The organism is Corallococcus macrosporus, assembly GCF_017302985.1.
GTDB classification, from domain to species: domain Bacteria; phylum Myxococcota; class Myxococcia; order Myxococcales; family Myxococcaceae; genus Corallococcus; species Corallococcus macrosporus_A.
In genome coordinates, this window is sequence record NZ_JAFIMU010000017.1 from 136,602 (window position 1) to 157,043 (window position 20,442).

Here is a 20,442-nt window from a genome sequence, read left to right on the forward strand (position 1 = left end):
GTCGGGTCAGGCGGCCTCCCCCTTCCTCCCCCGCAGGCCGCCGAGGGAGCGCGGAATTGAAGCTCGCGACGCTCAGGGACGGAACCCGCGACGGGCGGCTCATCGTCGTCAAGCGGGACAACTCCGCCTACGCGCTGGCCACCAACGTGGCGCTCACGCTGCAAGCGGCCCTGGATGACTGGGACCAGAAGGAGCCGCAGCTGCGCGCGCTGGCGCAGCAGCTGGAGGCCGGCGCGGTGCAGAGCCGCCCGCTGGACGTGAAGGCGCTGCACGCGCCCCTGCCGCGCGCCTACGAGTGGGTGGACGGCAGCGCGTACATCAACCACGTGGTGCTGGTGCGCAAGGCGCGCAACGCGGAGCCGCCCGCCACGCTGCGCACCGACCCACTGGTGTACCAGGGCGGCTCCGGCGACTTCCTCGGGCCCACGCAGGACATCCCCCTGCGCGACGAGGCGTGGGGCCTGGACTTCGAGAGCGAGGTCTGCGTCGTGCTGGGTGACACGCCCATGGGCACGAAGGCCGAGGACGCGGACAGGCACATCAAGCTGGTGATGATCGCCAACGACGTGTCGCTGCGGAACCTCATCCCGGAGGAGCTGGCCAAGGGCTTCGGCTTCTTCCAGAGCAAGCCCGCCACCGCGTTCAGCCCCTTCGCGCTGACGCCGGATGAGCTGGGCGCCGCGTGGAAGGACGGCCGGCTGCACCTGCGCATGCGCAGCACGCTCAACGGCCAGCTCGTGGGCGACGCGGACGCGGGCCCGGAGATGCACTTCTCCTTCCGCGACCTCATCCAGCACCTGACGCGCACGCGCGCCTTCACCGCGGGCACCATCCTGGGCAGCGGCACGGTGTCCAACGAGGACCGCACGCGCGGCATCTCCTGCCTCGCCGAGCGCCGGATGATCGAGACCATCGACGAGGGCAAGCCGAAGACGCCCTTCATGAAGCCCGGCGACACCATCGAGATCGAGATGCTGGATGGGGACGGGCACAGCCTCTTTGGCCGCATCTCCCAGACGGTGGTGAAGGCGCCATGAAGAACCTCAAGCTGCACAGCTACTGGCGTTCCTCCGCGTCCTGGCGCGCGCGCATCGCGCTCCATTGGAAGGGCCTCCCCTTCGAGTACCGCGCGGTGCACCTGCTCCAGGACGGCGGTCAGCAGTTCCAGCCAGCCTACCGGGCGCTCAACCCCATGGCCCGTCTGCCCACGCTGGAGTGGACCGAAGCCGACGGGCAGACGCGCAAGCTGTCCGAGTCCCTGGCCATCCTGGAGTACCTGGAGGAGCGCGTGCCCTCGCCCGCCCTCCTGCCCACGGACGCGTACCTGCGCGCGAAGGCTCGCATGCTGGCGGAGATGGTGAACTCCGGCATGCAGCCCCTGCAGAACACGTCGGTGACGCTGCGCATCAAGAACGAGCTGAAGGCGGACGAGAAGGCCTGGGCGGCGCACTGGAATGTGCACGGACTGACGTCCCTGGAGGCGGCGGTGCAGGAGACGGCGGGCCGTTATTGTGTGGGAGATGCAGTGTCGTTCGCGGACGTCCTGCTCGTTCCCCAGCTCTACGGGGCCCGCCGGTTCGGTGTAGACCTGAAGCCCTATCCCACGCTGCTGCGCATCGAGGCAGCGTGCAACGAACTTCCCGCCTTCCAGGCGGCGCAGCCCGACCGGCAGCCCGACGCGCAGCCGGCGTAGTCACGAACCATCTTCTTCATCACGAGGAGTCAGCGACATGGCCAAGCAGGAATCGCTGGGCATCAAGGCCCTGGAGAGCATCCACTGGTACGTGCATGACCTGGAGCGCAGCCGCCAGTTCTACACGAAGGGGTTGGACTTCGCGGAGGTGGCGGTGTCCGGGCCGGAGCTGGACGCGCACGGCAAGCAGAAGTCCGCGCTGTTCCAGGCCGGGGAGATTGCCCTGGTGGTGAGCCAGCCCGTGGGCGAGGGCGGCCGCGCGTGGCGCTATCTGCGCAAGCACCCGGACGGCGTGGGCACGCTGAACTTCGAAGTGGAGGACGTGGAGAAGACGTTCAAGCTGCTGGACCAGCGCGGCGCCACGTTCATCACGGACATCCAGCGCTTCACGGACGACGCGGGCGGCAAGCTGTCCTTCTTCTCCATCACCACGCCGTTCGGTGACACCACGTTCCGCTTCCTGCAGCGGGACAACTACAAGTCCATCTACCCGGGCTTCAAGGTCCACCCGAAGCCCCTGGGCGGCCAGAACAAGTACGGCTTCGACAAGATGGACCACGTCACGTCGAACTTCCAGACGATGAAGCCCATGCTCCTGTGGATGGAGCACGTGATGGGCTTCGAGAAGTTCTGGCACATCGAGTTCCACACCGAGGACGTGGCGTCGCAGCAGAAGCGCGACCACGGCAGCGGTCTGAAGTCGGAAGTGATGTGGGATCCGAAGAGCGGCGTGAAGTTCGCGAACAACGAGCCCAAGTTCCCGTTCTTCAAGGCCAGCCAGATCAACATCTTCAACGAGGACCACCGCGGTGACGGCGTGCAGCACCTGGCCATCACGGTGAAGGACATCCTGTCCTCCGTGAAGGACATGCGGCAGAACGCGGGCATCCAGTTCATGCCGACGCCGGGCTCGTACTACGACGCGCTGCCGGAGCGCATCCAGCGCATGGGCATCAAGAAGATCGACGAGGACATCAACGTCCTGCGCGACCTGGAGGTGCTCATCGACGGTGACAAGGAGCGCAGCTACATGCTCCAGATCTTCATGAAGGACGCGGCCAGCCTCTACAAGCAGGCGGACGCGGGCCCGTTCTTCTACGAGATCATCCAGCGCAAGGGCGACCAGGGCTTCGGCGGCGGCAACTTCCGCGCCCTGTTCGAGAGCATCGAGCGCGCGCAGAAGGCGGAAGGCCGCGCGTAGCTTCACGGGTGACCCGGCCGTGCGTGCTCGCGGCCGGGTTTCTTCGTCGGGGGGATGGCCTATGTTTTCCCCATGCGAAGGCTCATGCCGCTGTTGCTGGTAGGCGCGTTGGGATGGGGCTGCCAGACCGCCGGAGACAGGGCGCCAGCGAAGGCGCGCCCGGTCGATTGCAGCGCCACCTACGTCGCCTGCGGCTGCGGCTGCTGCGGCGGGGTGGAGCCCCAGGTGCAGTGCCTGTCCTGCGCGAACGGGGACGACCTCCATGCCCTGATTGAGAAGGACCAGGCGGCGCAGAAGGATCCGCAGTGCGCCGTGGAGGGCTGCTCCGTCGGGACGAAGTACGTGTACTGCGACGCCAACCCTCCGTGACCCTCATGGAGCGTCACTGAAGCCTCCGCCAGCAGGACAAAAAGGCACGCAAGGACCGCGGTGCGCCCTCGTGGCTGCGGGTTTGGAACGAAGCACGCTTGTTGCAGCCCGAGTCCCCCCATGACGCTCATTGAATTCACTGTCATCGCGGGAATCTTCTTGGGCAGCCTGACTGGCGCGGTCTGGGGCTTTGTCTCCGGGGGAATCGGCTGGGCGGTGATGGGTCTGGCTGGAGGCGTCGTGCTGGGCCCCATCGCGTTGGCACTCCTGTTCACCCTGATGGTGTTGGTCACGGAAGTGCCGCTCTTCCTGCTGCGCGGCCTGAGGGGAAGGCGTCCGCCGGAGCGCCCCTGAACGCGCTTCGTCTATCGTCTCCCCATCGGAGAAGGGGAGTCGCTCGGCTCTCTCAGGAAGCCGTGAAGGGCAGGGCGGCCACCGTGACGGTGCCCGCGCCTTCACCGCCCAGCGTCAGCTCCGTGCCCGGCTCCAGCGAGTCCCGGTGCACGTAGCCCAGCGCCACGCGCTGACCCTTCACCGGGGACGTCACCACGCTGGTCACCCAGCCCACCTTCTTCTCGCCTTTGCGCAGCTCCGTGCCGGGCGCCACGTCCTGCTCACCCAGGAGCAGCCCCGCGAGCTTGCGGTTCATGTGCCCGCGGAAGGTGGCCCGGGCGATGACCTCCTGCCCGATGTAGCAACCCTTGTTGTACGAGATGGCGTTCGTGAGGTTCGCCTCCAGCGGGATGGTGGTGTCCACCATGTCCTGCCCGTACCTGGGCACCCCCGCCTCCACCCGGACCCGCTCCAGCGCGTCGAACCCCACTGGCTTCACCCCGTCCGCCCCGGCGAGCGCCGCCCACACCGCCTCCAGCCCCGCGCGCGGCACCAGCACGTCCACGCCGGACAGCCCGCCCGGCAGCGCCGTCCCCAGCAGCCACACGTCCTGCTCGGCCAGCACCGCCTTGCGGCTGGACAGGGGGGCCGGCAGCTCAACCGGCCCGCCCAGGACGGCGGCCAGCACCCCGGCCGTCCGGGGGCCGAGCAGCTTCAGCCAGCCCCACTCCGGCGTCCCGTCGTGCAGCTCCGCGTCCTCGGAGATGAGGTACTTGTCCAGGAACTCCCGGACCTTGGCGCCCAGGCCGGGCTCCAGGTCCAGCAGGAGGTCGTCCTCCCGCTTGAGGATGCGCGCATCTCCCACCATGGCGCCCTTCACCGTGATGAAGGCGGCGTAGGCGGCCGAGCCGACCGGGAGGTTCTTCACCTCCTGGGTCACCATGCCGTGGAGGAAGGAGGCGCGATCCTCCCCCGTTATCCGGAGGATTTCGCGGTAGGACGCATCGTGCAGTGCAACGGCGTCGCGCGCCGCGCCATACTCCGCGCCCACGTCTCCATACCCGGCCACGACTTCACGGCCACCCACCGGAATGAAGCGGGCACCCACCCGCTCGTGAACAAAATGCAGCGTCAGCGGTTCCATGCCCGTCGCTATATAGAGGCGCAGGAGCGGATGCCACGATGGATGTGAAGCAGCTTTCGGCCTTCCAGGGCTTCTCCTTGGAGAAGCTCCAGAAGCACACCGTCTTCCAGTCGGGTCGCTTCTTCCTCGACGTCTACTGCCTGGCCCCGGGCCAGGCGCAGAAGCCCCACCGGCACGCCACGTCCGACAAGGTGTACCTCGTGCTGGAGGGAAGCTGCCGCTTCCGCATCGGCGACGAGGAAGCGGCGCATGGCCCCGGCTCCACCCTCTTCGCCCCCGCGGGCACCGAACACGGCGTCGTCAACGACGGCCCGGACAACGCCCGCCTCCTCGTCTTGATGACCCCGCCTCCGGAGCACGCATGACCAAGAAGGCCCCGACCCCGGCCGCCCCCGTCCCCACCCGCGGCGCACTCGCGCTGCTGGTGCTGGGCCTCCTCACCAGCGCGCTGGCCGTCTACCAATGGATGGAGCTGCTCACGCTGCGCGCCGGCGGCGCCACCGCCTGCGGCATCAACGAGCACGTCAACTGCGAGACCGTCTGGAACTCGGAGTTCGCCAGCGCCGTGCACGACTCGCTGGGCATCCCCATCGCGGGCCTCGGGCTCGTGTGGGGGCTCACCGCCGTGGGGCTCGCCGCGCTGTACCTCGCGTGGGCCAAGGCGGGCCGCACGGTGCGTCCCGCCGCCAGCGGCCTGCGCCTGCTGGCGCTTGCGGGCGTCGTGTCCGTCGCCGTCTTCGCCACCGTCAGCGCGCGGGTGGGCGTGGTGTGCCCCACGTGTCTTGGCACCTACGTGCTGGTGCTCGCGTTCGCGGGCGTGGCGTGGCGCGGGCTGCCGGGCCCCTTCCTGCCCCAGGCGGGCGAGTGGGGCGACACGCTCAAGTGGACCGTGGGCCTGGGCGCCGTCGCCTTCGTGGCCATGCTGATGCCCGGCCGGGCCACGCCGCACGCGCCGAAGGCCGGCGCCTTCCTGCCGCCGGTGGCCGCGAACACGTCCCAGCCGCAGGACAGCTCCAGCGCCACGCCGCCCGCGCCGCCGCCGCCGGCCACGCTGGACGCGTTCATCGCCAGCCTGCCGGCGGATCAGCAGCAGTTCCTGTCGGACTCGCTGGCCGTGTACCGGGCCGCGCAGCCGAAGATCGCCGCCTATCCGCCGCGCACCCTCTTCGGCCCGCCGGACGCGCCGGTGAAGGTGCTGGAGTGGACCGACAGCAAGTGTCCCCACTGCAAGTCGCTGGTGGAGGAGCTGGCCCTCATCAAGCAGCACGCCCCCAAGGGCATGCTGTCCGTGGAGGCGCGCCAGTTCCCGCTGGATGGCCAGTGCAACCCGGCCATCCCCAACCGCGGGCCGGACGCGCTCAGCGTGCGCTGCGCCGCGGCCCGGGCCACGGTGTGCCTGGAGGGCGCGAAGGACTTCTGGGCGCTGCGCGAGAAGCTCTTCGCCGCGCAGGCCTTCCTGGACACGGACAAGGTGATGGAGATCGCCAGCTCCGGCTCCGTGGCGCGCCCGCAGCTGGAGGCGTGCATGACGGCGCCGGAGACCATCGGGAAGCTGCGCCAGGACGTCGAGTACGCCATGCGCTACAACATCCAGGGCACGCCGCTGGTGCTGGTGAACGGCCGTGAGGTGCCCCCGTCCGCGCCGCTCATCTACGCGCTGACGCTGGCGAGCGGCAACCCCGACGCCCCGGCCTTCAGCACCCTGCCGCCCCCGCGCTCGCGCGGCGCCGGCGCCCCCGGCCACGAGGGCCACGCCCACCCGTAAGGGCCTGGGAACGCCATGGGCAAGCGCGACAAGAAGGACGAGGCCCCGCCGCCGGCGCCCTTCAACAACCCCTTCGCCGCCCTGTCCGCGCAGCGGGACGCGCTGCCGTCAGGGCCGCCCCCGCCGTCTCCCGGCGAGAAGTCGGCGAACAATCCGGAGCCCAAGGGCCCCGCGCGCGCCGTGGTGCGCATGGAGCGCAAGGGCCGGGGTGGCAAGGAGGTGACGGTGGTGGAGCAGTTGGGGCTGCCCGCGGCCCAGCTCGACACCTGGCTCAAGGCGCTCAAGGGCGGCCTGGGCTGCGGCGGCGTGGTGGAGGAGGGCTCGCTGGTGTTGCAGGGAGACCAGCGCGAACGGCTTCCCGCGCTCCTGGAAGCGCGGGGCGTGCGCAAGGTCATCGTCGGCTGAAAGCACGAAGGGGGCGGAGGGAAACCCTCGCGCCCCCTGGGAGTGCCCGCCGGGGCGAGGACTACAGCGCGGCGATGATGGCGTCGGTGAACTCGCGCGTGGTGGCGCTGCCGCCCAGGTCGCCGGTGCGCACCTTGGCCTCGCCGCCGTAGACCTTCTGGATGGCGTTGGCCATGCGCTGGGACGCCTCACGCAGGTCCAGCCACTCCAGCATCATCACCGCGGACATCATGAGCGCGGTGGGGTTCGCGATGCCCTTGCCCGCGATGTCCGGGGCGGTGCCGTGCACGGCCTCGAAGACGGCGGTGCGCTCGCCGATGTTGGCGCCCGGCACCATGCCCAGGCCGCCCACCAGGCCCGCGCACAGGTCGCTGACGATGTCGCCGTAGAGGTTCTCCAGCACCATCACGTCGAAGCGGGTCGGGTCCTTCACCAGCTGCATGCAGAGGTTGTCGACGATGACCTCGTCGTAGGCGACCTCGGGGAACTCGCGGCTCACCTTGCGGCAGCAGTCCAGGAAGAGGCCGTCGGACAGCTTCATGATGTTCGCCTTGTGGATGGCGGACACCTTCTTGCGGCCGTTCTTCTTCGCGTACTCGAAGGCGAAGCGGGCGATGCGGGTGGAGGCCTTCTCCGTGATGACCTTGATGGCCTCCACGACGCCCGGCACCACGATGTGCTCCAGGCCCGCGTAGAGGTCCTCGGTGTTCTCACGCACGACCACCAGGTCGACGTTCTCGTAGCGCGTCTTGACGTTGGGGACGCTCTTCACCGGGCGCAGCGACGAGTACAGGTCCAGCCGCTTGCGCAGGCCCACGTTCGCGGAAGGCAGGCCGCCGCCCACGACGGTGCCGGTGGGGCCCTTGAGCGCCACGCCGCTGCGCAGCACCGCCTCCACCGTCTCGTGGGGCAGGTTGGTGCCGAACTTGGCCACGACCTCCGTGCCCGCGTCCTTGAACTCGAACTCCAGGGGGACCTTGAGGGCCTCCAGGACGCGGATGGTGGCCGCGGAGACTTCGGGCCCGATGCCGTCGCCGTTGATGACCGTCACAGTGCGCGTGTTCGCCATGGGGGCGTTTCACACCACAAATCCGGTGGGGCCGGAAGGGCGAAAGCGGCCGGACTTCACCCCTGGACATGGCCCCCATCAGCCCGGGTGGGTCTCAATGGTCGAACGGGGCCGGAGGGCGCGGCGGGCTGGAGCGGACACCCGGCGTGGGGCGCGTGCGCTTGCGGCGCTGGATGGCGTAGGGCCGGTAGAACGACTCCCAGAGTGCGGCCCGGCGCCCGCGCGGCCGGGTGCGCAGCTCGCCCAGCGGCGCCCGGATGAAGAAGGACGCGGTGAAGAGGTACGCCGCCGCCACGGTGAGGAACAGCAGCGAGGCCATCACCACCGGGCCGGGAATCCAGGCCACGTGCGCCCGCTCCACGAACTCGCCGAACTCGCGTGGCGGCCGGGGATGGCTGTAGACCTTGAAGAACCAGGTCACCAACAGGACGATGAGGATGGGGCCGTACGCGCGGTTGAGCCGCGTGGCGATGGCGGACAGCAGCGACAGTTGGATCTGCGGCCGGGACATCTCCACCGCCAGCTCGCGCAGCGCGTCCGGATCCACCGGCTCGCGCCGCAGCATCGGTGCCCACCAGCCGTCCTCCAGCAGGCGCACCCGGCGGTTCCACAGGTCGTAGTAGCGGTAGCGCCGCGCCTCGATGAGCAGGAAGGACACCACCATCCAGATGCCCACCAGGAAGGTGACGTGAGAGCTCTGCGGCGTCGCGAAGCCGAAGGAGATGACCGCCGCCGTGGTGGTGAGCGCCCAGTTCGTCGTGGTGTCCAGGCGCGTGCGCCACGTGTCCGAGCGGCTCAGTTCGCCACGGAAGAGCTGCGCCATGGCCTGCTGCGAGACCACGGGCTGCTCCAAATCATTCTGCCTGCGCTCCTTGATGCTCATCCGTGCCTGGGAAGGTGGGGACGGATGGCCTCTTCGGCCAGGGCGGGCGGGCAGGCGGGCCCTCGGCGCCTTCGTGCCGGGGGCCTGTGGGACGCCGGACATTCGCGACCCGCGCGAGCAGGGGGGACGGGTGGCTGGACGCCTGGGGCGTGCGCATCGTGCGCCCTTGAGCGTGCCTTCCTCTGATACCGCCATCACCGCACTGTCGGGCCTGCTCTCGGACGAGGGCGAGCGCATCACGCGCCTGTGGTCCAAGCGCCTGCGCGCGGAGACGTATGAAGTGGAGGTGCCCGGCCGCGACCTGCGCGCGCCGCTGCGGCACCTGCTGGATGAGCTTGCCCGCCTGCTCGAGAGCCGGGGCGAGGACGCGGTGCGGCTGTGGCCGGAGGTGGTGCGTTCGCACGGAGCCTTCCGGTACGACCAGAACTTCGAACCGGAAGACCTGACGCGCGAGTTCAAGTCGCTCCAGGAGGTGCTGCTCTACGTCTACGCGCGCCGCAACGGAGGCGTCATCGACGCGGACGTCGCGGAGCTGGTGTCGGAGCTGGTGTGGGAGGCGGACGCGTCCGCGCAGGCCTCCTACGCGCGCGTGCTCAAGACGGAGGAGGTCCGCTTCCGCGAGGCGGCGGTGATGGAGTCGGTGCTCAACCACGTGGAGGTGGGCATCCTCCTGGCGGAGACGGATGGCATGGTGTCCTTCGCGTCGCCGCCGGTGAGCCGCCTGATGGGCGTGCCCATGCGCGCGGTGGTGGGCGCGCGCGCCGCGAGCACGCTGGGCCCGGTGCTCACCCAGGTCAACGCGAGGCACCCCACCGGCGAACCCTTCAAGGTGCAGGACATGCCCTTCCTGCGCGCGCTGCGCGAGAAGGCGCCGGTGCGCGGCGTGATGATGCAGGTGGAGCGCCCCGGCGGTGGGGATGCGACGCTGGAGATGAGCGCCACGCCGGTGTGGGAGGAGGACCACGTCCTGGCGGGCGTCATCCAGACCTTCAGCGACCGCACCGAGGCGGCCGTGAAGACCAAGGCCCTGGAGAACGCGCACGACGAGGTGCGCAGGCTCCAGGGGCAGCTCTTGCGGCGCACCCGTCAGCAGGCGCTGGGGCAACTGGCGAGCGGCGCCGCGCACGCGCTCAACAACTTCCTCAACGTGCTGCGGCTGCGCATCACGCTGCTGCAGCGCGAATACAAGCCGGAGCACGTGGACGCGCTGGACAGGACGGTGCGCCAGATTGGCGAGTTGGTGGCGCGGCTGCAGGAGTTCAGCGTGCAGCGCACCGAGGAGCGCCTGGGCAACGTGCCGGTGGACCAGACAGTGCGCGAGGCCCTGGAGCTGGCGCGGGGCGAGCTGGAGCAGCGCGAGCACCCGGTGCACACGGAGCTGGACCTGGGCTTCCCGTGGGGCGTGAAGGCGGATGCGGGCTTCTTCCGCGAGCTCATCGTGAACCTGCTCCTGTCCGCGAGGGACCGGATGGAGGGCGGCGGCACGCTGGTGGTCCGCACGCGTCCGGCCGGGGAGGCCTGGTTGGAGATGCGCCTGGAGGACGGCGGGCGGCCCTACGCGCAGGACGAACTGGCGGGCCTGTTCGACCCGCTTCGCCGGGATCCGGGGGCGCCGCAGTTCTCGCTGTTCCTGGCGGTGGCGCGCACGCAGGTGCAGCGCTGGGGCGGAGAGCTGACGGTGGAGAACCGGCGCGACGGTTCAGGCGCGAGCTTCATCATGAGGCTGCCGCGCTACAGCGACGTCTCGGCGGGAGCGCCGCCGTCGGCCATGCAGCCGATGCCGCACACGCCGGGAGGTGTGCCGCGCCTGCCAGCGAGAGCGCGCCGGGTGCTGGTGGTGGACGACGACCTGGACAACGCGCGGATGATGGCCGAGGTGCTGGGCGAGGAGGGCTACGACGTGCAGGTGGCGCACAGCCCGGAGGTGGCCCTGCGCATCTGGGAGAAGCATCCGTACGACGCCGCGCTGCTGGACGCGGTGATGCCGGAGATGACGGGCTGGGAGCTGGCGCGCGAGCTGCGGCAGCGCACGCCCCAGGCGCTGCTGGCCATCGTCACCGGCATGGACGTGCGAGGCCAGAACCGGGCAAGCCTCGCGCAGGTGGACGCCGTCTTCCGGAAGCCCATCGACGTGGGAGCCCTGGACGACTTCCTCTCGCAGACTCGGGGAGAAGAAGAGGTCGCCGAGGAAGTCAGTCCGCACGACGCGACGCACTAACGGGTGGGAACGTTCCAGGCCTCCGCCCGAAGCGCCCCAACCTGTCCGGCAGTCAGACAGGTTTCCGCAGTCCAGCGGCCCTCCGGCTCCTGAGGCGAGGTGCCCCAAACTGGTCCGACAGTCGGACCAGTTTCCATGGCCCAGTGGTCACAGGCCCCGGGGCGAGGTGTTCCAAACCTGTCCGACAGTCGGACAGGTTTCCGCAGTCCGGTGGTGCCCCAGCCTCCGGGTTCGGTTCCTCAGACTGGTCCGACAGTCGGACAGGGTTCCATGGCCCGGTGGTTACGGGCCCCAGGGGGCGCGGTTCTTCAAACCTGTCCGACAGTCGGACAGGTTTTAGCGGCCGGACTGGAGTGGGCGCCGCCAGGACCCCAGGTCTCCAAACGGGTCCGACAGTCGGACAGGTTCGTGCGGTGGGCCGCTGGCGGGCTGTCCCATCGGGGTTCTCATCTTCTCAGCGCCGAGGACGGAGTTCATGTCCCGGGAGCCCTGTCACTCCTTGCCTGGTGCCCGGTGAAGGAAGAGGCCTCCCGTCGACGCGAGGACGACGTGGATGAACGGCGCTGGGCGCTCCCGGTATGGACCATTAAAGTCCGCTCGTGATTTCCCCGGCGGAACTGGAGCGCCTGCGCCGCAAGGTGGAGGCGGGTGAAGTGCTCAGCGGCTCTGAGCTGGACGCGCTGCGTGCCGAGGCCGCTCGCACTCCCGGGCCCACGCTGCGCCTCACCCTGGCGCATGCCCTGGTCAATGCGGACGCGGAGCGGGAGGCCCTGCCGTTGATGCAGGCCCTGCGGCGCGACTTCCCCCGGGACCTCCAGGTGCGCCTGGGCCTTGCTCGTGCGCTGCTGGGGCTGGAGCGCCACCGTGAAGCGGAGGCCGAGCTGCGGGAGGCTCTGGTCCTGAGCCCCGGCGACCCGGAGGCACTCAAGGTGCTGGCCGTGCTCGCGCTGCGGCAGGGGGAGGGCGCTCGCGCTCGCGCCTATGTGGCGGAGGCCGTGGAGCGTGACCCCTTCGACGCGGAGGCGAAGCTGCTGCGCGCGGAGCTGGAGGCCGCGGACCTGCCTCCGCCTTCCGTTCCCGAGGAACAGGTGCTGCGCCCGGAGTTCACCGCCGCGCTCACCGCCGCGCTCGGCCGCGCGGGGGTGGCCTTCCGACGCCAGGGCCGCGACCTGCTGGTGAAGCTGGCCTCCGGGGGCGTGGGCCGGGTGGACGTGGGCTCGCTGTATGCCGCCTACCGCGAGGCGCCCGGAGCCCAGGGGCTCACCGCGCACGTGGAGGCGCTGGCCTCCCGGCTGGGCGGGCTGTCCTCCGGCGTGGGTCCCTCGGGTGTGTCACTGGAGTCGCTGCGCCCCGTGCTGCGGCCGCCGGGCTTCGTGGCGGGGACCCAGGGCGCGCTGTTCCGTCCGGGGCCGGCGGGGCTGGAGGTCTTCTACGTATTGGAGGACTCGGAGTTCATGCGCTACCTGCCGGCTTCCGCGCTGAAGGACGCCGGGCTCACGCTCGACGCGGTGGACGCGGCGGCGTGGCACAACCTGGAGCTGCGTCCCGCAGACGTGCGGCCCGTCGTCATTGATCAGGGCGAGGTGCGGCTGGCGGAGGCGTTCTCCGGCGTCTGGGCGGTGACGGGGGGTGATGGCCACGACGGCGCGCGGCTGCTCACGAAGTCGCAGCGCCGCAGGCTCGATGCCGCCACCGGCGGAGGCCCGCTGCGTGTGAGCCTGGGCCGGCGTGAGGTGGCGCTGCTGTGCCGCGAGTCGGACGGTGATTCGGTGCGGAGGCTGGCGGCGCTGGGGCACGCGCCGGATGGCGTCCCCGGGGCGTTCCTGCTGGAAGGTGACACGCTGCGAAGCGTGTGACTACACGCCCAGCGCCTGCTGATACACCTTCAGGTCCTTCTCGCTGAAGAGGACCACGGTGACCTGCTCCAGCTCCGGCCGCTGCTCCAGGGCCGCGCGGATCTCCCGCAGCGCGATGGGCGCGGCCCGCTCGATGGGGAAGCCGTAGATGCCCGTGGAGATGGAGGGAAACGCCACCGTGCGCAGCCCGTGCTTCTCCATCAGCGCGAACGCGTTGCGGTAGCACGAGGCCAGCAGCGCGTCCTCGTTGTGTTTCCCTCCCTGCCACACGGGGCCCACCGCGTGGATGACGTGGGCCGCGGGCAGCCGGTAGCCCCGCGTGATGCGCGCCTGACCGGTGGGGCAACGGCCCAGCGTGAGGCACTCCGCGAGCAGCTCCTTCCCCGCCGCGCGGTGGATGGCGCCATCCACGCCGCCCCCTCCGCCCAGCGAGGAGTTCGCCGCGTTCACGATGGCGTCCGCCGTGACGTGCGTGATGTCTCCCTGAATCAATCGCAGACGTTCCGTCATCCCGCGCTCCCCACCGGCAAGGTCTCCACGAAGCGCACCTCGCGGAAGCCCAGCGTGAGCAGCAGCCCCCGCAGCGAGCGTTCCGCGGACTGACGCGCCTTCTCCTGGAGGCGCCGGTCCTGCCGCACCTCCTTTTCAAAAGCCAGGCGCGCCTTCTCCAGCAACTGCGCCGTCTGCGCGCTGTCCAGGTTGGAGTCGATGACTTCCGTCTCCCCGGGCCGCAGTGCCACCGTCACCTGCATGGGCGGCAGGAGCACGTCCACGCGCGTGCCCACGGCGTGCAGGTGGCTGGCGTCGAAGCGCTGGAAGTCGAACCCCAGGTGCGCGTCCGCGAACACGATGGCGCGGCCGTGCGGGTTCTGGAGCGTGTAGCTGGCCCAGAGCAGCACGTCCTTCCACAGCGCGTCCGTGGCCTGCGGCTCCGGCGTGAACGTGACCTTCTTGTAGAGGGACACGTCCAGCGTCTCCAGCCGGGCCACCTCCCGCATCTGCTCCACCACCGCCGCCGTGTCCGGCAGCCGGGGAGACGCCGGACGCAGCAGCACCCAGGCCGCCAGCGCGCCGAGCGCGACCGCTGCGAGGAGGGACAGGGCTCGCGAGACGTTCTTCGCCATGGGCGGGAAGTCTAACCGCTTCCGGAACAGGGGCGTCCTGGGGCAGCGTGTCGGACGCGGGCTTCCGGACAGGCGCTCGGGAAGGAGAGGCGCACGGTGGAGCTGACGGACGCGGAGGTGGAGGCCCTGGGCTCGCATGGGTACTTCGTGCGGGATGGCTTCCTTGGCGAGGCCCAGGCCCGGGCCGTGCGAGCCGCGGCGCTCGCGCGCGTGGAGGCCGGGACGCTGAAGCCCGCGGGCATCCGGCGCGGCGCGGACCACTCGCTCGACACCTCCGTGCGCGGCGACCACATCGAGTGGGTGCTGCCCGGCGCGGCCCCGGAGCTTGAAGCCCTGTGGCACCACTTCCACGCGCTGGGCGAGGCCGTGTCCGCGGGCGCGTACCTGGGGCTGGGGCGCTTCGACGTGCAGCTCGCCTGCTATCCCGGCGGCGGCGCGCACTACGCCCGCCACCGCGACGCGTTCCCCGGCCAGTCCAACCGCCGGCTCACCGCCATCTGGTACGCGAACGCGGGCTGGAAGCCGGAGGACGGCGGCGTGCTGCGCCTCTTCCCGGAGGACACCGGCGCTCCCGTGGAGGTGGCGCCGGTGCTGGACCGCCTGGTGGTGTTCCTGAGCGAGCGGCTGGAGCACGAGGTGATGCCCGCCCACGCCTCGCGCCTGGCCCTCACCGCGTGGTTCTACGGCCGGGGCACCTAGCCCGCGTCGTACGCGCCGCCCCCGTCGTAGGACGGACCCGGGCCCGCGTCGTAGGCCGAACCCGCGTCCCAGACCGGGCCTCCGTCGGAGGTGCCCGCATCCTGCGACGGTCCGGGGCCGGTGCCCTCCAGCGTGCCGATGATGTAGATGTCGCCCGTCCCGGTGCCCGGGCAGTTCTGCGGGTTGCGCTTGAGCTGGAGCTGCGCGTACGACACCGAGCCCTGGTACACGTCCACGGCCGTGGCGCCCGCGTACACCTCCCGCCCCACCGCGTTGTAGGCCTTCACCTCCACGACGCGCCGGGGCCCGACGGGGATGTTGCTCAGGTAGCCCTCGATGTAGCCATTCCCCACGTACAGGGACTGGGGATTCGAGGGCGGCAGGTCCGACGCGCTCACGGTCGCCGCGGCCGACGTGACGCCGCACGCGTCACCCGCCAGGGAGATGCTCATCTTCACGGACTCGGTGCCCTCGCTGCTTTCGGGCACGTCCTCCGGCCCGGCACCGCAGGCCGCGATCATCAGCGCGCAGCTCGTTCCCAGCACGACTCCCCATCGGCTTCGCTTCATGTGGTCCCTCTCCCGGGTGGCGCGTCGTCCGCGCGACCTTGAGACACGCACCCCGTGCGGGTTGGGACATTTCCCGTGACGAAAGTCCTGGAGGGCAACGGCGCGAAGCGGAAAAGGGTCAGCGCCTGCCTGCTCTTCGGCCAGCCCGGAACCGGTGGGATTCTAGGGGGAACGGCGGCGTCCGTGACGCCTGTCGCGCGGGCGGGGCGTGTCTAGGTTCTTCCCCAGTCATCTTTGGACGGGGGATCGAGAGCATGTTCCAGAACAGGACGAAGCGTCACTGGGTGGTGGGCCTGGCGTTGGGGGCGTCCATGACGTTCCTCGCCGGATGCAGCAGCTCGAAGGCCACGCGCGTGGACGACGCGATGATGGCGCGCATCCCCGAGGATCAGCTCGGCGAGGTGCGTGACGCGCAGCTGGCCCGCACGAAGGCCGCTGACAACGTGACGCGCGCCGAGGTGGCCGTGCGCGACGCCGAGCGCGCCGCCGAGGTGGCCCGCCGCAACGGCGACGCCGCCGAGAGCCGCATGGAGGCGGAGAGGGCCGCGGTGAAGGCCGCCGAGGCCACCGGCCAGCAGAGCCCCATCGCGCAGGCGAAGTCCAAGCTCGAGGGCGCCCAGGCCGGCCGCGCCGCCGCCGACGCCGAGGTGTCCTGGCACGAGCGCAAGACGGACACCGCCAAGGCGGAGAAGGACCTGCGCGACGCGGAGCTGAAGGTGGCGGACGCGGAGCTCAACTTGGCCCAGTACAAGGCGCTGGAGAAGAGCGGCGACGTGCGCGCCAAGGAGATGTCCGAGGCGAACTACATGTCCGCCGTCGCGGAGGCCAAGCGCGGGGTGGAGGACGCCCGGCGCAAGGTGGACGAGCAGAAGCGCGTGGAGCAGGACGCCCGCGCCCAGTGGCAGCGGCTGCGCTCGCAGGCCCCGCAGGGCTACGGCGGCAGCGGCGACGCGGACTGATGCTCCCCGCGTGAACAGGCGGCCCCGGGCACTCGCGAGGGTGCCAGGGGCCTGTCCTTCGCGCGTGCGGCCTACTGCACCTTCAGCGTGGCGGCGCCCTTCAGGTCCCGCTGGAGCGTGAGCCAGAGCGCCTTGCCCGCCGTGTCCACGGACGCGAAGTAGTCCGTGTCCGCGGTGAGGGGCTGTCCATCCAGGGTGACGGCCGCCGGCGCGGTGGTGGCGGTGTAGCCGTGCACCACCAGCATCGGGCGCGCGAGCGTGCGGCCCGAGGTGTCGAACGTCAGCGTCACGCGGTTGGAGGCGGCGTCCGCTTCCCACGTGGCGTAGACGGGGTTGTAGCCGGCCACGTCATACGGGACGGTGTCCGTGCGGCCCACGCCGCCGGGGCCGCGCGTGCGCACGGTGCCCTCGGAGGCGGTGAGCTTCACGCCCTGCCAGGCCTCCACCTCCGACACGAGCGACAGCACCGGGTTCGCCGCGTGCGTGCCCAGCACCATGAAGACGGAGTAGCTCTGGTAGGGGTGGCCGGAGAGCATCACGCCGTCGTCGCCCAGGCGGGGGTACTGCGACAGGCCCACCGCGCCGAAGTTGCTGCCCCACGCGAGCCGGTGTGAGTGGGTGACGGAGGGCAGCTCGTACTGGTTGAGCTGGTAGGCCCAGTTGTAGTCCACGGGCATGGGGCCGTCGGCGTGGCGGGTGCCCCACTCGGGATAGAGCCAGTAGCCGCCCGCGGGCTTCTGCTCCCACGTCTGGGTCTGCACCGCGCCCATCTCCGCGTCCGGCGCGGCGGTCCACATGCGCGTGTAGGGGACGACGTTGGGCTCGCGGTAGTCCCAGCCGGTGCCCATCGTCACGGGGGAGGACAGCGTGACGAAGCGGTAGCGGTCGCCCCAGCCCAGGCCGGCGATGTCCGCGTTGGCGCTGCCGTCGAAGCCCAGGTCGCCGTAGGGCGAGCGCACGTCGGCTTCAATCTGGTTCGCGGGGAAGCCGGACGCGTCGTGGGTGATGGCATACAGCGGGTGGTCCCGGCCGGTGGCGAAGAGGTACTGCACGGTGACCTGCACCACGTGGCCGTCCAGCGACAGCGGCCACTTCAATTCGTGCAGCGCGTGGTGCGCGCCCTTGAAGACGAAGCGGCCGGTGCCGCGCACGTCCTGCGTCCACGCTCCCCACGTCGCGCCGTCCTTCAGGTGGCTGGTCACCATGCCCCAGCCGGGGACCTGCGGGTTCTGGCCGTCGCAGACGCGCTCGGCGCCCGCGACCTCGTAGGTGTAGCGGCGGATGTAGCCGCCGTTCCAGCCCGCGGGGTCCGCGGCGTCGTTGCGCACGAGCGACACGGAGCGCACGCGGCAGTCGCGGTCGCGCCACACGTAGCGGTCCGTCTTGAAGCCGCTCAGGTCCTTCGCGCACTGCAGCCGCAGCGGGGCGCAGGTGCCGCTGGCCGGATCCGCGGTGGTGCTCTCCGCGCAGGGGTCGGTGACGGGGTTGGGGTTCTCATCGCCGGGGCGCACGTCCTTGCCGCCGCAGGCGGTGAGGCCCAGGGCCAGGAAGGCCAGGGCGTGTCGCGCGAAGGGGAGGGGCTTGAGGGGCATGGTCGCTTTCGAAGGAATGGGCTCGCAGGCTTTGCCACCCTCACGCACGGTGATGCAAGCCTCCACTCGGAGCGCCGGAGAGGTTTGTTCCCAGGAAGCAGGGGGGCGGACGAGCGGTGGGCGGCACGGTGGGAAGGCCCCGGCGCATCGGACCCGTGTCCACCCTGCTGGCATGGCGAACGTACGGCAGCTCGTCACGGTGGGACTGGTGGGGCTCTTCGCGGTGCCAGCGGTCGCGGAGGAAGGGGTGGAGGGGCGGGTACAGGAGTTCTTCCTGGGAGACGGAGCGCCCCCGCAGCAGCGCGGCGAGGTGCAGCTGGGCACGGGGCTGGAGTGGACGCGGCAGGAGGGCGAGACGCGCTTCGAGGTGCCGGTGCTCGGCGAGTACGGAATCAGCGACCGGATCCAGCTGGAGGCGCAGGTGGCGCTGACGACGCCGGAGGATCCGCGAGGGCTGGACACGGCGGAGGCGGGCATCGGGCTGGCGCTGATCAATGACAAGCGGCGCGGCTTCACGCTGAGCCTGGGCATGGACCTGGAGGCCACGCGAGACATCCGGGACGACCGCTTCCGCCCGGGCTTCGAGCCATACCTGCTGGCGTATCAGGACGTGGGCCCGGTGGGCCTCAACGTCCAGCTCAAGGCGGAGGAGCTGCCGGGAGTGCGCGGGCTGGAGAGCGAGCTCCATCCCGACTTCGCGGCGGGAGCGGTGCTGGCCCTGGGCCCGCTGCGGCCCATGGTGGAGGCCGGCTGGAGGGACGAGGACGGCACCTCCACCCTGCTCCTGTCCCCGGGCCTGATGGCGCACCCCATGAAGTCCCTGGAGTTCGGAGTGGCGGTGCCCTGGAGGCTGCACGCGGGCGGTGAGCGCGACGTGGGCGTGATGGGGATGCTGATCTGGCAGGGCGGTGGGGCGTAGCGGACGGCTTGTCTCAAGCTGGGTCCAGGGACCAGGTCCCTTCTTCCCAACGTTTCAGCGCTTGCCGCGCCTCGAAGGGAATCAGCCCTGTGCCTTTCGCCGCTTCTTCAAGAACCGCCCGAGCCTCCGCGGTCTTGTAACGAAGCAGGCAGGTCGCGGCAGTGGTCCGAACGTCCATCCGAGGATGCGTCAGCAGTACCGCCAATGCTTCACGCCCAGGATCCCCAAGGGAACGTAGTTTCTTGAACGCCGCGATGTATCGATCAGCATGCTTGTTTCCGGTCTTCGCGTCACCTCGCCAGATGGCGTCAGTTTGGGCGGCCACGTCCTGTGCGAACTCCTCGACAATTTCTTCAGTTGTCATGGCCAGATTCCATTCTTTGTATCGTTGATGATCATCAATCCGAACTCCCTCTGAGCAGCATATGGCTGAGCACTCAGCCACTGTCGCACGGTGAGGCTGTCGGATCCTGTCATCCGGAGGCTCTTCGAAGAGTAGAACGCACTGATGCGGGCATGCAGTTCCTTGTCGAGCGGGATGACGTTCTCCGTGTTGTGGAGTGCCTGAGGCCCGAAGCGCGCCACGTTTCCGTCGGTCTGCTCCACGATGTGGTGCCACTCCTTTCCATTCCCCGCCGGTCCCATGGCCCGCTTGAAGGACGCATGTCTGACATGCCCGTGACACCGGAAGGCCACGGTGCGGCAGTGGCTATGGGAACGTCACGTTGCCCAGCGTGACGGTGCGCGGTCCGTCCTCCCAGAGTTTGAGGGAGTACGGGCCCTGAATCCCCGCCTTCGGAGCCTCGGTCTCGACCACGATGCTTCGGGCCGCAGCCAAGGGACTGGATGGCTGCTGCCAGATGCGAAGCACCTTCAACTCCGCTCCGCTCTTGCCTCGAAGTGTCGCCCCCTTCGGGCTCCAGGGCCGCGCACCCGCCTTCGTCACCAGATTGACCACGACGGCAACCGCCTTCTTGGCGCGGTAGGTGGTGACGGAGGTCGCCTCCAGGGCATTTCCAGAAGACGGAAGGATGTCCTTGGTCACGACGCTCCCCGACACACCGTTCTCATCCAGGGTTCCGGTGGAGAGGAGCCCCGCCAGTCCGGCTGGGGCTTCATGCTCGGCGACCAACCGTGAGTTCTCTTCCCGGCAGCGCTCCAGCTCCGCACGGAGTTCCCGGGCCTCTTGTTGATAGGTCTCGATTGTCCGCTTCCCGCGAAAGACTTCGACGAGGGGGTCCGCCTTCGCGGGATGCACCCGGAGGAGAAAGGAAGCACTGACGGGGGCCGCGCCATCCCTGAAGCGCACGACGAGCCGGAAGTGCTCGCCAGGGGTCACACGTGAAGACGGAACCAGGCGGAGGGTGGCCTGACCGATGTCCACCAGCGAGAAGCGCTCTCGTCCTTCCAGTTCGATGCCGTCACGCATCAGGTCCGAGTCGAAATAGAGCCCCGTGGAGAGACCTGCACTGACCGCGACTTCCGCGCTGGATGGACTCCCGTCTGGCGGCAGTTCGATGCGCCGGGCGCCCGGCACCGAGGCCGGGCTCTCGGATTGTGCGAATGCGGCCGCGCTCGCGAACAGGAGTCCCAGGAGGACAACCGTGGATGAAGAGGGCACTTGGCGGCGTCTCCCAGGCAAGC

At 70.1% G+C, this 20,442-nt stretch carries 22 protein-coding genes and 1 pseudogene; 13 read left to right on the forward strand and 10 right to left on the reverse strand.

Going from position 1 to position 20,442, the window contains the following annotated elements; all coding sequences use genetic code 11:
* The first annotated feature begins 56 nt into the window (after positions 1 to 56).
* From JYK02_RS36905 to JYK02_RS36925, 5 genes are all read left to right on the forward strand, one after another.
* Positions 57 to 1,037 (forward strand): fumarylacetoacetate hydrolase family protein, encoded by a 981-nt coding sequence (locus JYK02_RS36905; RefSeq protein ID WP_207057650.1) that lies wholly within the window; start codon positions 57 to 59, stop codon positions 1,035 to 1,037.
* Entirely contained in the window at positions 1,034 to 1,693 is a 660-nt protein-coding gene (maiA, locus tag JYK02_RS36910) for a maleylacetoacetate isomerase (RefSeq protein WP_207057651.1), read from the forward strand. The genes JYK02_RS36905 and maiA overlap by 4 nt, the downstream gene beginning before the upstream one ends.
* A gap of 37 nt (positions 1,694 to 1,730) precedes the next feature.
* Positions 1,731 to 2,894 carry a 4-hydroxyphenylpyruvate dioxygenase gene (gene hppD / locus JYK02_RS36915; RefSeq protein ID WP_207057652.1) on the forward strand — a complete coding sequence of 388 codons (1,164 nt, stop codon included), beginning with the start codon at positions 1,731 to 1,733 and terminating at the stop codon, positions 2,892 to 2,894.
* A gap of 72 nt (positions 2,895 to 2,966) precedes the next feature.
* On the forward strand, positions 2,967 to 3,263 hold the full coding sequence (locus tag JYK02_RS36920; protein ID WP_207057653.1) for a hypothetical protein: 297 nt from the start codon (positions 2,967 to 2,969) through the stop codon (positions 3,261 to 3,263).
* A 120-nt stretch (positions 3,264 to 3,383) separates the two neighbouring features.
* Positions 3,384 to 3,617, forward strand: coding sequence for a hypothetical protein (locus JYK02_RS36925; RefSeq protein ID WP_207057654.1), 234 nt, complete (start codon positions 3,384 to 3,386; stop codon positions 3,615 to 3,617).
* 52 nt (positions 3,618 to 3,669) lie between these two features.
* Here the strand turns inward: JYK02_RS36925 and JYK02_RS36930 are convergent, their stop codons facing one another.
* A complete protein-coding gene (locus tag JYK02_RS36930) occupies positions 3,670 to 4,740 on the reverse strand; it encodes a YgfZ/GcvT domain-containing protein (RefSeq protein ID WP_207057655.1) in 1,071 nt (356 codons plus the stop codon).
* Positions 4,741 to 4,778: 38 nt separating this feature from the next.
* On the opposite strand from JYK02_RS36930, the gene JYK02_RS36935 reads away from it, so the two are divergent.
* From JYK02_RS36935 to JYK02_RS36945, 3 genes are read left to right on the forward strand one after another with little or no spacing between them, the layout of a single operon-like run.
* On the forward strand, positions 4,779 to 5,105 hold the full coding sequence (locus tag JYK02_RS36935) for a cupin domain-containing protein (RefSeq protein WP_014399741.1): 327 nt from the start codon (positions 4,779 to 4,781) through the stop codon (positions 5,103 to 5,105).
* Entirely contained in the window at positions 5,102 to 6,505 is a 1,404-nt protein-coding gene (locus JYK02_RS36940; protein ID WP_207057656.1) for a vitamin K epoxide reductase family protein, read from the forward strand. Before JYK02_RS36935 ends, JYK02_RS36940 begins: the two co-directional genes overlap by 4 nt.
* 15 nt (positions 6,506 to 6,520) lie before the next feature.
* The gene (locus tag JYK02_RS36945; protein ID WP_207057657.1) at positions 6,521 to 6,910 is read left to right on the forward strand and encodes a translation initiation factor; all 390 of its coding nucleotides are present in this window, start codon (positions 6,521 to 6,523) and stop codon (positions 6,908 to 6,910) included.
* A gap of 61 nt (positions 6,911 to 6,971) precedes the next feature.
* On the opposite strand, the gene JYK02_RS36950 is transcribed toward JYK02_RS36945, so the two are convergent.
* Together JYK02_RS36950 and JYK02_RS36955 are read right to left on the reverse strand one after the other, a co-directional pair.
* A complete protein-coding gene (locus tag JYK02_RS36950; RefSeq protein ID WP_207057658.1) occupies positions 6,972 to 7,979 on the reverse strand; it encodes an isocitrate/isopropylmalate dehydrogenase family protein in 1,008 nt (335 codons plus the stop codon).
* A gap of 94 nt (positions 7,980 to 8,073) precedes the next feature.
* The gene (locus JYK02_RS36955) at positions 8,074 to 8,862 is read right to left on the reverse strand and encodes a DUF2270 domain-containing protein (protein WP_207057659.1); all 789 of its coding nucleotides are present in this window, start codon (positions 8,860 to 8,862) and stop codon (positions 8,074 to 8,076) included.
* Positions 8,863 to 9,034: 172 nt separating this feature from the next.
* On the opposite strand from JYK02_RS36955, the gene JYK02_RS36960 reads away from it, so the two are divergent.
* Both JYK02_RS36960 and JYK02_RS36965 read left to right on the forward strand, forming a co-directional pair.
* Positions 9,035 to 11,080, forward strand: coding sequence for a response regulator (locus tag JYK02_RS36960; RefSeq protein WP_207057660.1), 2,046 nt, complete (start codon positions 9,035 to 9,037; stop codon positions 11,078 to 11,080).
* A 599-nt stretch (positions 11,081 to 11,679) separates the two neighbouring features.
* Positions 11,680 to 12,936, forward strand: coding sequence for a tetratricopeptide repeat protein (locus JYK02_RS36965; protein WP_207057661.1), 1,257 nt, complete (start codon positions 11,680 to 11,682; stop codon positions 12,934 to 12,936).
* Here the strand turns inward: JYK02_RS36965 and JYK02_RS36970 are convergent, their stop codons facing one another.
* Positions 12,937 to 13,446 (reverse strand): O-acetyl-ADP-ribose deacetylase, encoded by a 510-nt coding sequence (locus tag JYK02_RS36970; RefSeq protein ID WP_207057662.1) that lies wholly within the window; start codon positions 13,444 to 13,446, stop codon positions 12,937 to 12,939. It abuts the gene before it with no gap.
* A complete protein-coding gene (locus JYK02_RS36975) occupies positions 13,443 to 14,060 on the reverse strand; it encodes a DUF4230 domain-containing protein (RefSeq protein ID WP_207057663.1) in 618 nt (205 codons plus the stop codon). Before JYK02_RS36975 ends, JYK02_RS36970 begins: the two co-directional genes overlap by 4 nt.
* Before the next feature lie 96 nt (positions 14,061 to 14,156).
* Here JYK02_RS36975 and JYK02_RS36980 point away from each other — a divergent pair, with 96 nt between their 5' ends.
* Positions 14,157 to 14,759 carry a 2OG-Fe(II) oxygenase gene (locus JYK02_RS36980; protein ID WP_207057664.1) on the forward strand — a complete coding sequence of 201 codons (603 nt, stop codon included), beginning with the start codon at positions 14,157 to 14,159 and terminating at the stop codon, positions 14,757 to 14,759.
* Here JYK02_RS36980 and JYK02_RS36985 read toward each other — a convergent pair.
* Positions 14,756 to 15,328, reverse strand: a complete 573-nt coding sequence (locus JYK02_RS36985; protein WP_207057665.1) for a hypothetical protein — start codon at positions 15,326 to 15,328, stop codon at positions 14,756 to 14,758. The two genes, JYK02_RS36980 and JYK02_RS36985, sit on opposite strands and share 4 nt — an antisense overlap.
* 254 nt (positions 15,329 to 15,582) lie before the next feature.
* On the opposite strand from JYK02_RS36985, the gene JYK02_RS36990 reads away from it, so the two are divergent.
* Complete coding sequence (locus JYK02_RS36990) at positions 15,583 to 16,287, forward strand: hypothetical protein (protein WP_207057666.1); 705 nt, start codon at positions 15,583 to 15,585, stop codon at positions 16,285 to 16,287.
* Between the two features lie 71 nt (positions 16,288 to 16,358).
* Here JYK02_RS36990 and JYK02_RS36995 read toward each other — a convergent pair whose 3' ends face one another.
* Positions 16,359 to 17,879 (reverse strand): hypothetical protein, encoded by a 1,521-nt coding sequence (locus JYK02_RS36995; RefSeq protein WP_207057667.1) that lies wholly within the window; start codon positions 17,877 to 17,879, stop codon positions 16,359 to 16,361.
* A gap of 172 nt (positions 17,880 to 18,051) precedes the next feature.
* On the opposite strand from JYK02_RS36995, the gene JYK02_RS40650 reads away from it, so the two are divergent.
* Positions 18,052 to 18,798, forward strand: coding sequence for a hypothetical protein (locus tag JYK02_RS40650; protein WP_207057668.1), 747 nt, complete (start codon positions 18,052 to 18,054; stop codon positions 18,796 to 18,798).
* Positions 18,799 to 18,811: 13 nt separating this feature from the next.
* Here the strand turns inward: JYK02_RS40650 and JYK02_RS37005 are convergent, their stop codons facing one another.
* The 3 genes and pseudogenes from JYK02_RS37005 to JYK02_RS37015 all read right to left on the reverse strand — a co-directional run bounded on the left by JYK02_RS37005 (position 18,812) and on the right by JYK02_RS37015 (position 20,419).
* Positions 18,812 to 19,162, reverse strand: coding sequence for a DUF2019 domain-containing protein (locus JYK02_RS37005; RefSeq protein ID WP_207057669.1), 351 nt, complete (start codon positions 19,160 to 19,162; stop codon positions 18,812 to 18,814).
* Positions 19,159 to 19,461 (reverse strand): annotated as a pseudogene (locus tag JYK02_RS37010) (AHH domain-containing protein); the annotation flags it as partial. The gene JYK02_RS37005 and the pseudogene JYK02_RS37010, both read right to left, overlap by 4 nt.
* 46 nt (positions 19,462 to 19,507) lie before the next feature.
* Entirely contained in the window at positions 19,508 to 20,419 is a 912-nt protein-coding gene (locus tag JYK02_RS37015) for a DUF2381 family protein (RefSeq protein ID WP_207057670.1), read from the reverse strand.
* Positions 20,420 to 20,442: the final 23 nt, after the last annotated feature.

Coding starts and splice junctions, on each gene's coding strand:
- JYK02_RS36970 (WP_207057662.1), bottom strand. CDS start 13,446: ATGACGGAACGTCTGCGATTGATTCAGGGAGACATCACGCACGTCACG.
- JYK02_RS36985 (WP_207057665.1), bottom strand. CDS start 15,328: ATGAAGCGAAGCCGATGGGGAGTCGTGCTGGGAACGAGCTGCGCGCTG.
- JYK02_RS36975 (WP_207057663.1), bottom strand. CDS start 14,060: ATGGCGAAGAACGTCTCGCGAGCCCTGTCCCTCCTCGCAGCGGTCGCG.
- JYK02_RS36925 (WP_207057654.1), top strand. CDS start 3,384: ATGACGCTCATTGAATTCACTGTCATCGCGGGAATCTTCTTGGGCAGC.
- JYK02_RS36995 (WP_207057667.1), bottom strand. CDS start 17,879: ATGCCCCTCAAGCCCCTCCCCTTCGCGCGACACGCCCTGGCCTTCCTG.
- maiA (WP_207057651.1), top strand. CDS start 1,034: ATGAAGAACCTCAAGCTGCACAGCTACTGGCGTTCCTCCGCGTCCTGG.
- JYK02_RS36955 (WP_207057659.1), bottom strand. CDS start 8,862: ATGAGCATCAAGGAGCGCAGGCAGAATGATTTGGAGCAGCCCGTGGTC.
- hppD (WP_207057652.1), top strand. CDS start 1,731: ATGGCCAAGCAGGAATCGCTGGGCATCAAGGCCCTGGAGAGCATCCAC.
- JYK02_RS36935 (WP_014399741.1), top strand. CDS start 4,779: ATGGATGTGAAGCAGCTTTCGGCCTTCCAGGGCTTCTCCTTGGAGAAG.
- JYK02_RS36930 (WP_207057655.1), bottom strand. CDS start 4,740: ATGGAACCGCTGACGCTGCATTTTGTTCACGAGCGGGTGGGTGCCCGC.
- JYK02_RS36950 (WP_207057658.1), bottom strand. CDS start 7,979: ATGGCGAACACGCGCACTGTGACGGTCATCAACGGCGACGGCATCGGG.
- JYK02_RS37005 (WP_207057669.1), bottom strand. CDS start 19,162: ATGACAACTGAAGAAATTGTCGAGGAGTTCGCACAGGACGTGGCCGCC.
- JYK02_RS36920 (WP_207057653.1), top strand. CDS start 2,967: ATGCGAAGGCTCATGCCGCTGTTGCTGGTAGGCGCGTTGGGATGGGGC.
- JYK02_RS36940 (WP_207057656.1), top strand. CDS start 5,102: ATGACCAAGAAGGCCCCGACCCCGGCCGCCCCCGTCCCCACCCGCGGC.
- JYK02_RS40650 (WP_207057668.1), top strand. CDS start 18,052: ATGGCGAACGTACGGCAGCTCGTCACGGTGGGACTGGTGGGGCTCTTC.
- JYK02_RS36990 (WP_207057666.1), top strand. CDS start 15,583: ATGTTCCAGAACAGGACGAAGCGTCACTGGGTGGTGGGCCTGGCGTTG.
- JYK02_RS36945 (WP_207057657.1), top strand. CDS start 6,521: ATGGGCAAGCGCGACAAGAAGGACGAGGCCCCGCCGCCGGCGCCCTTC.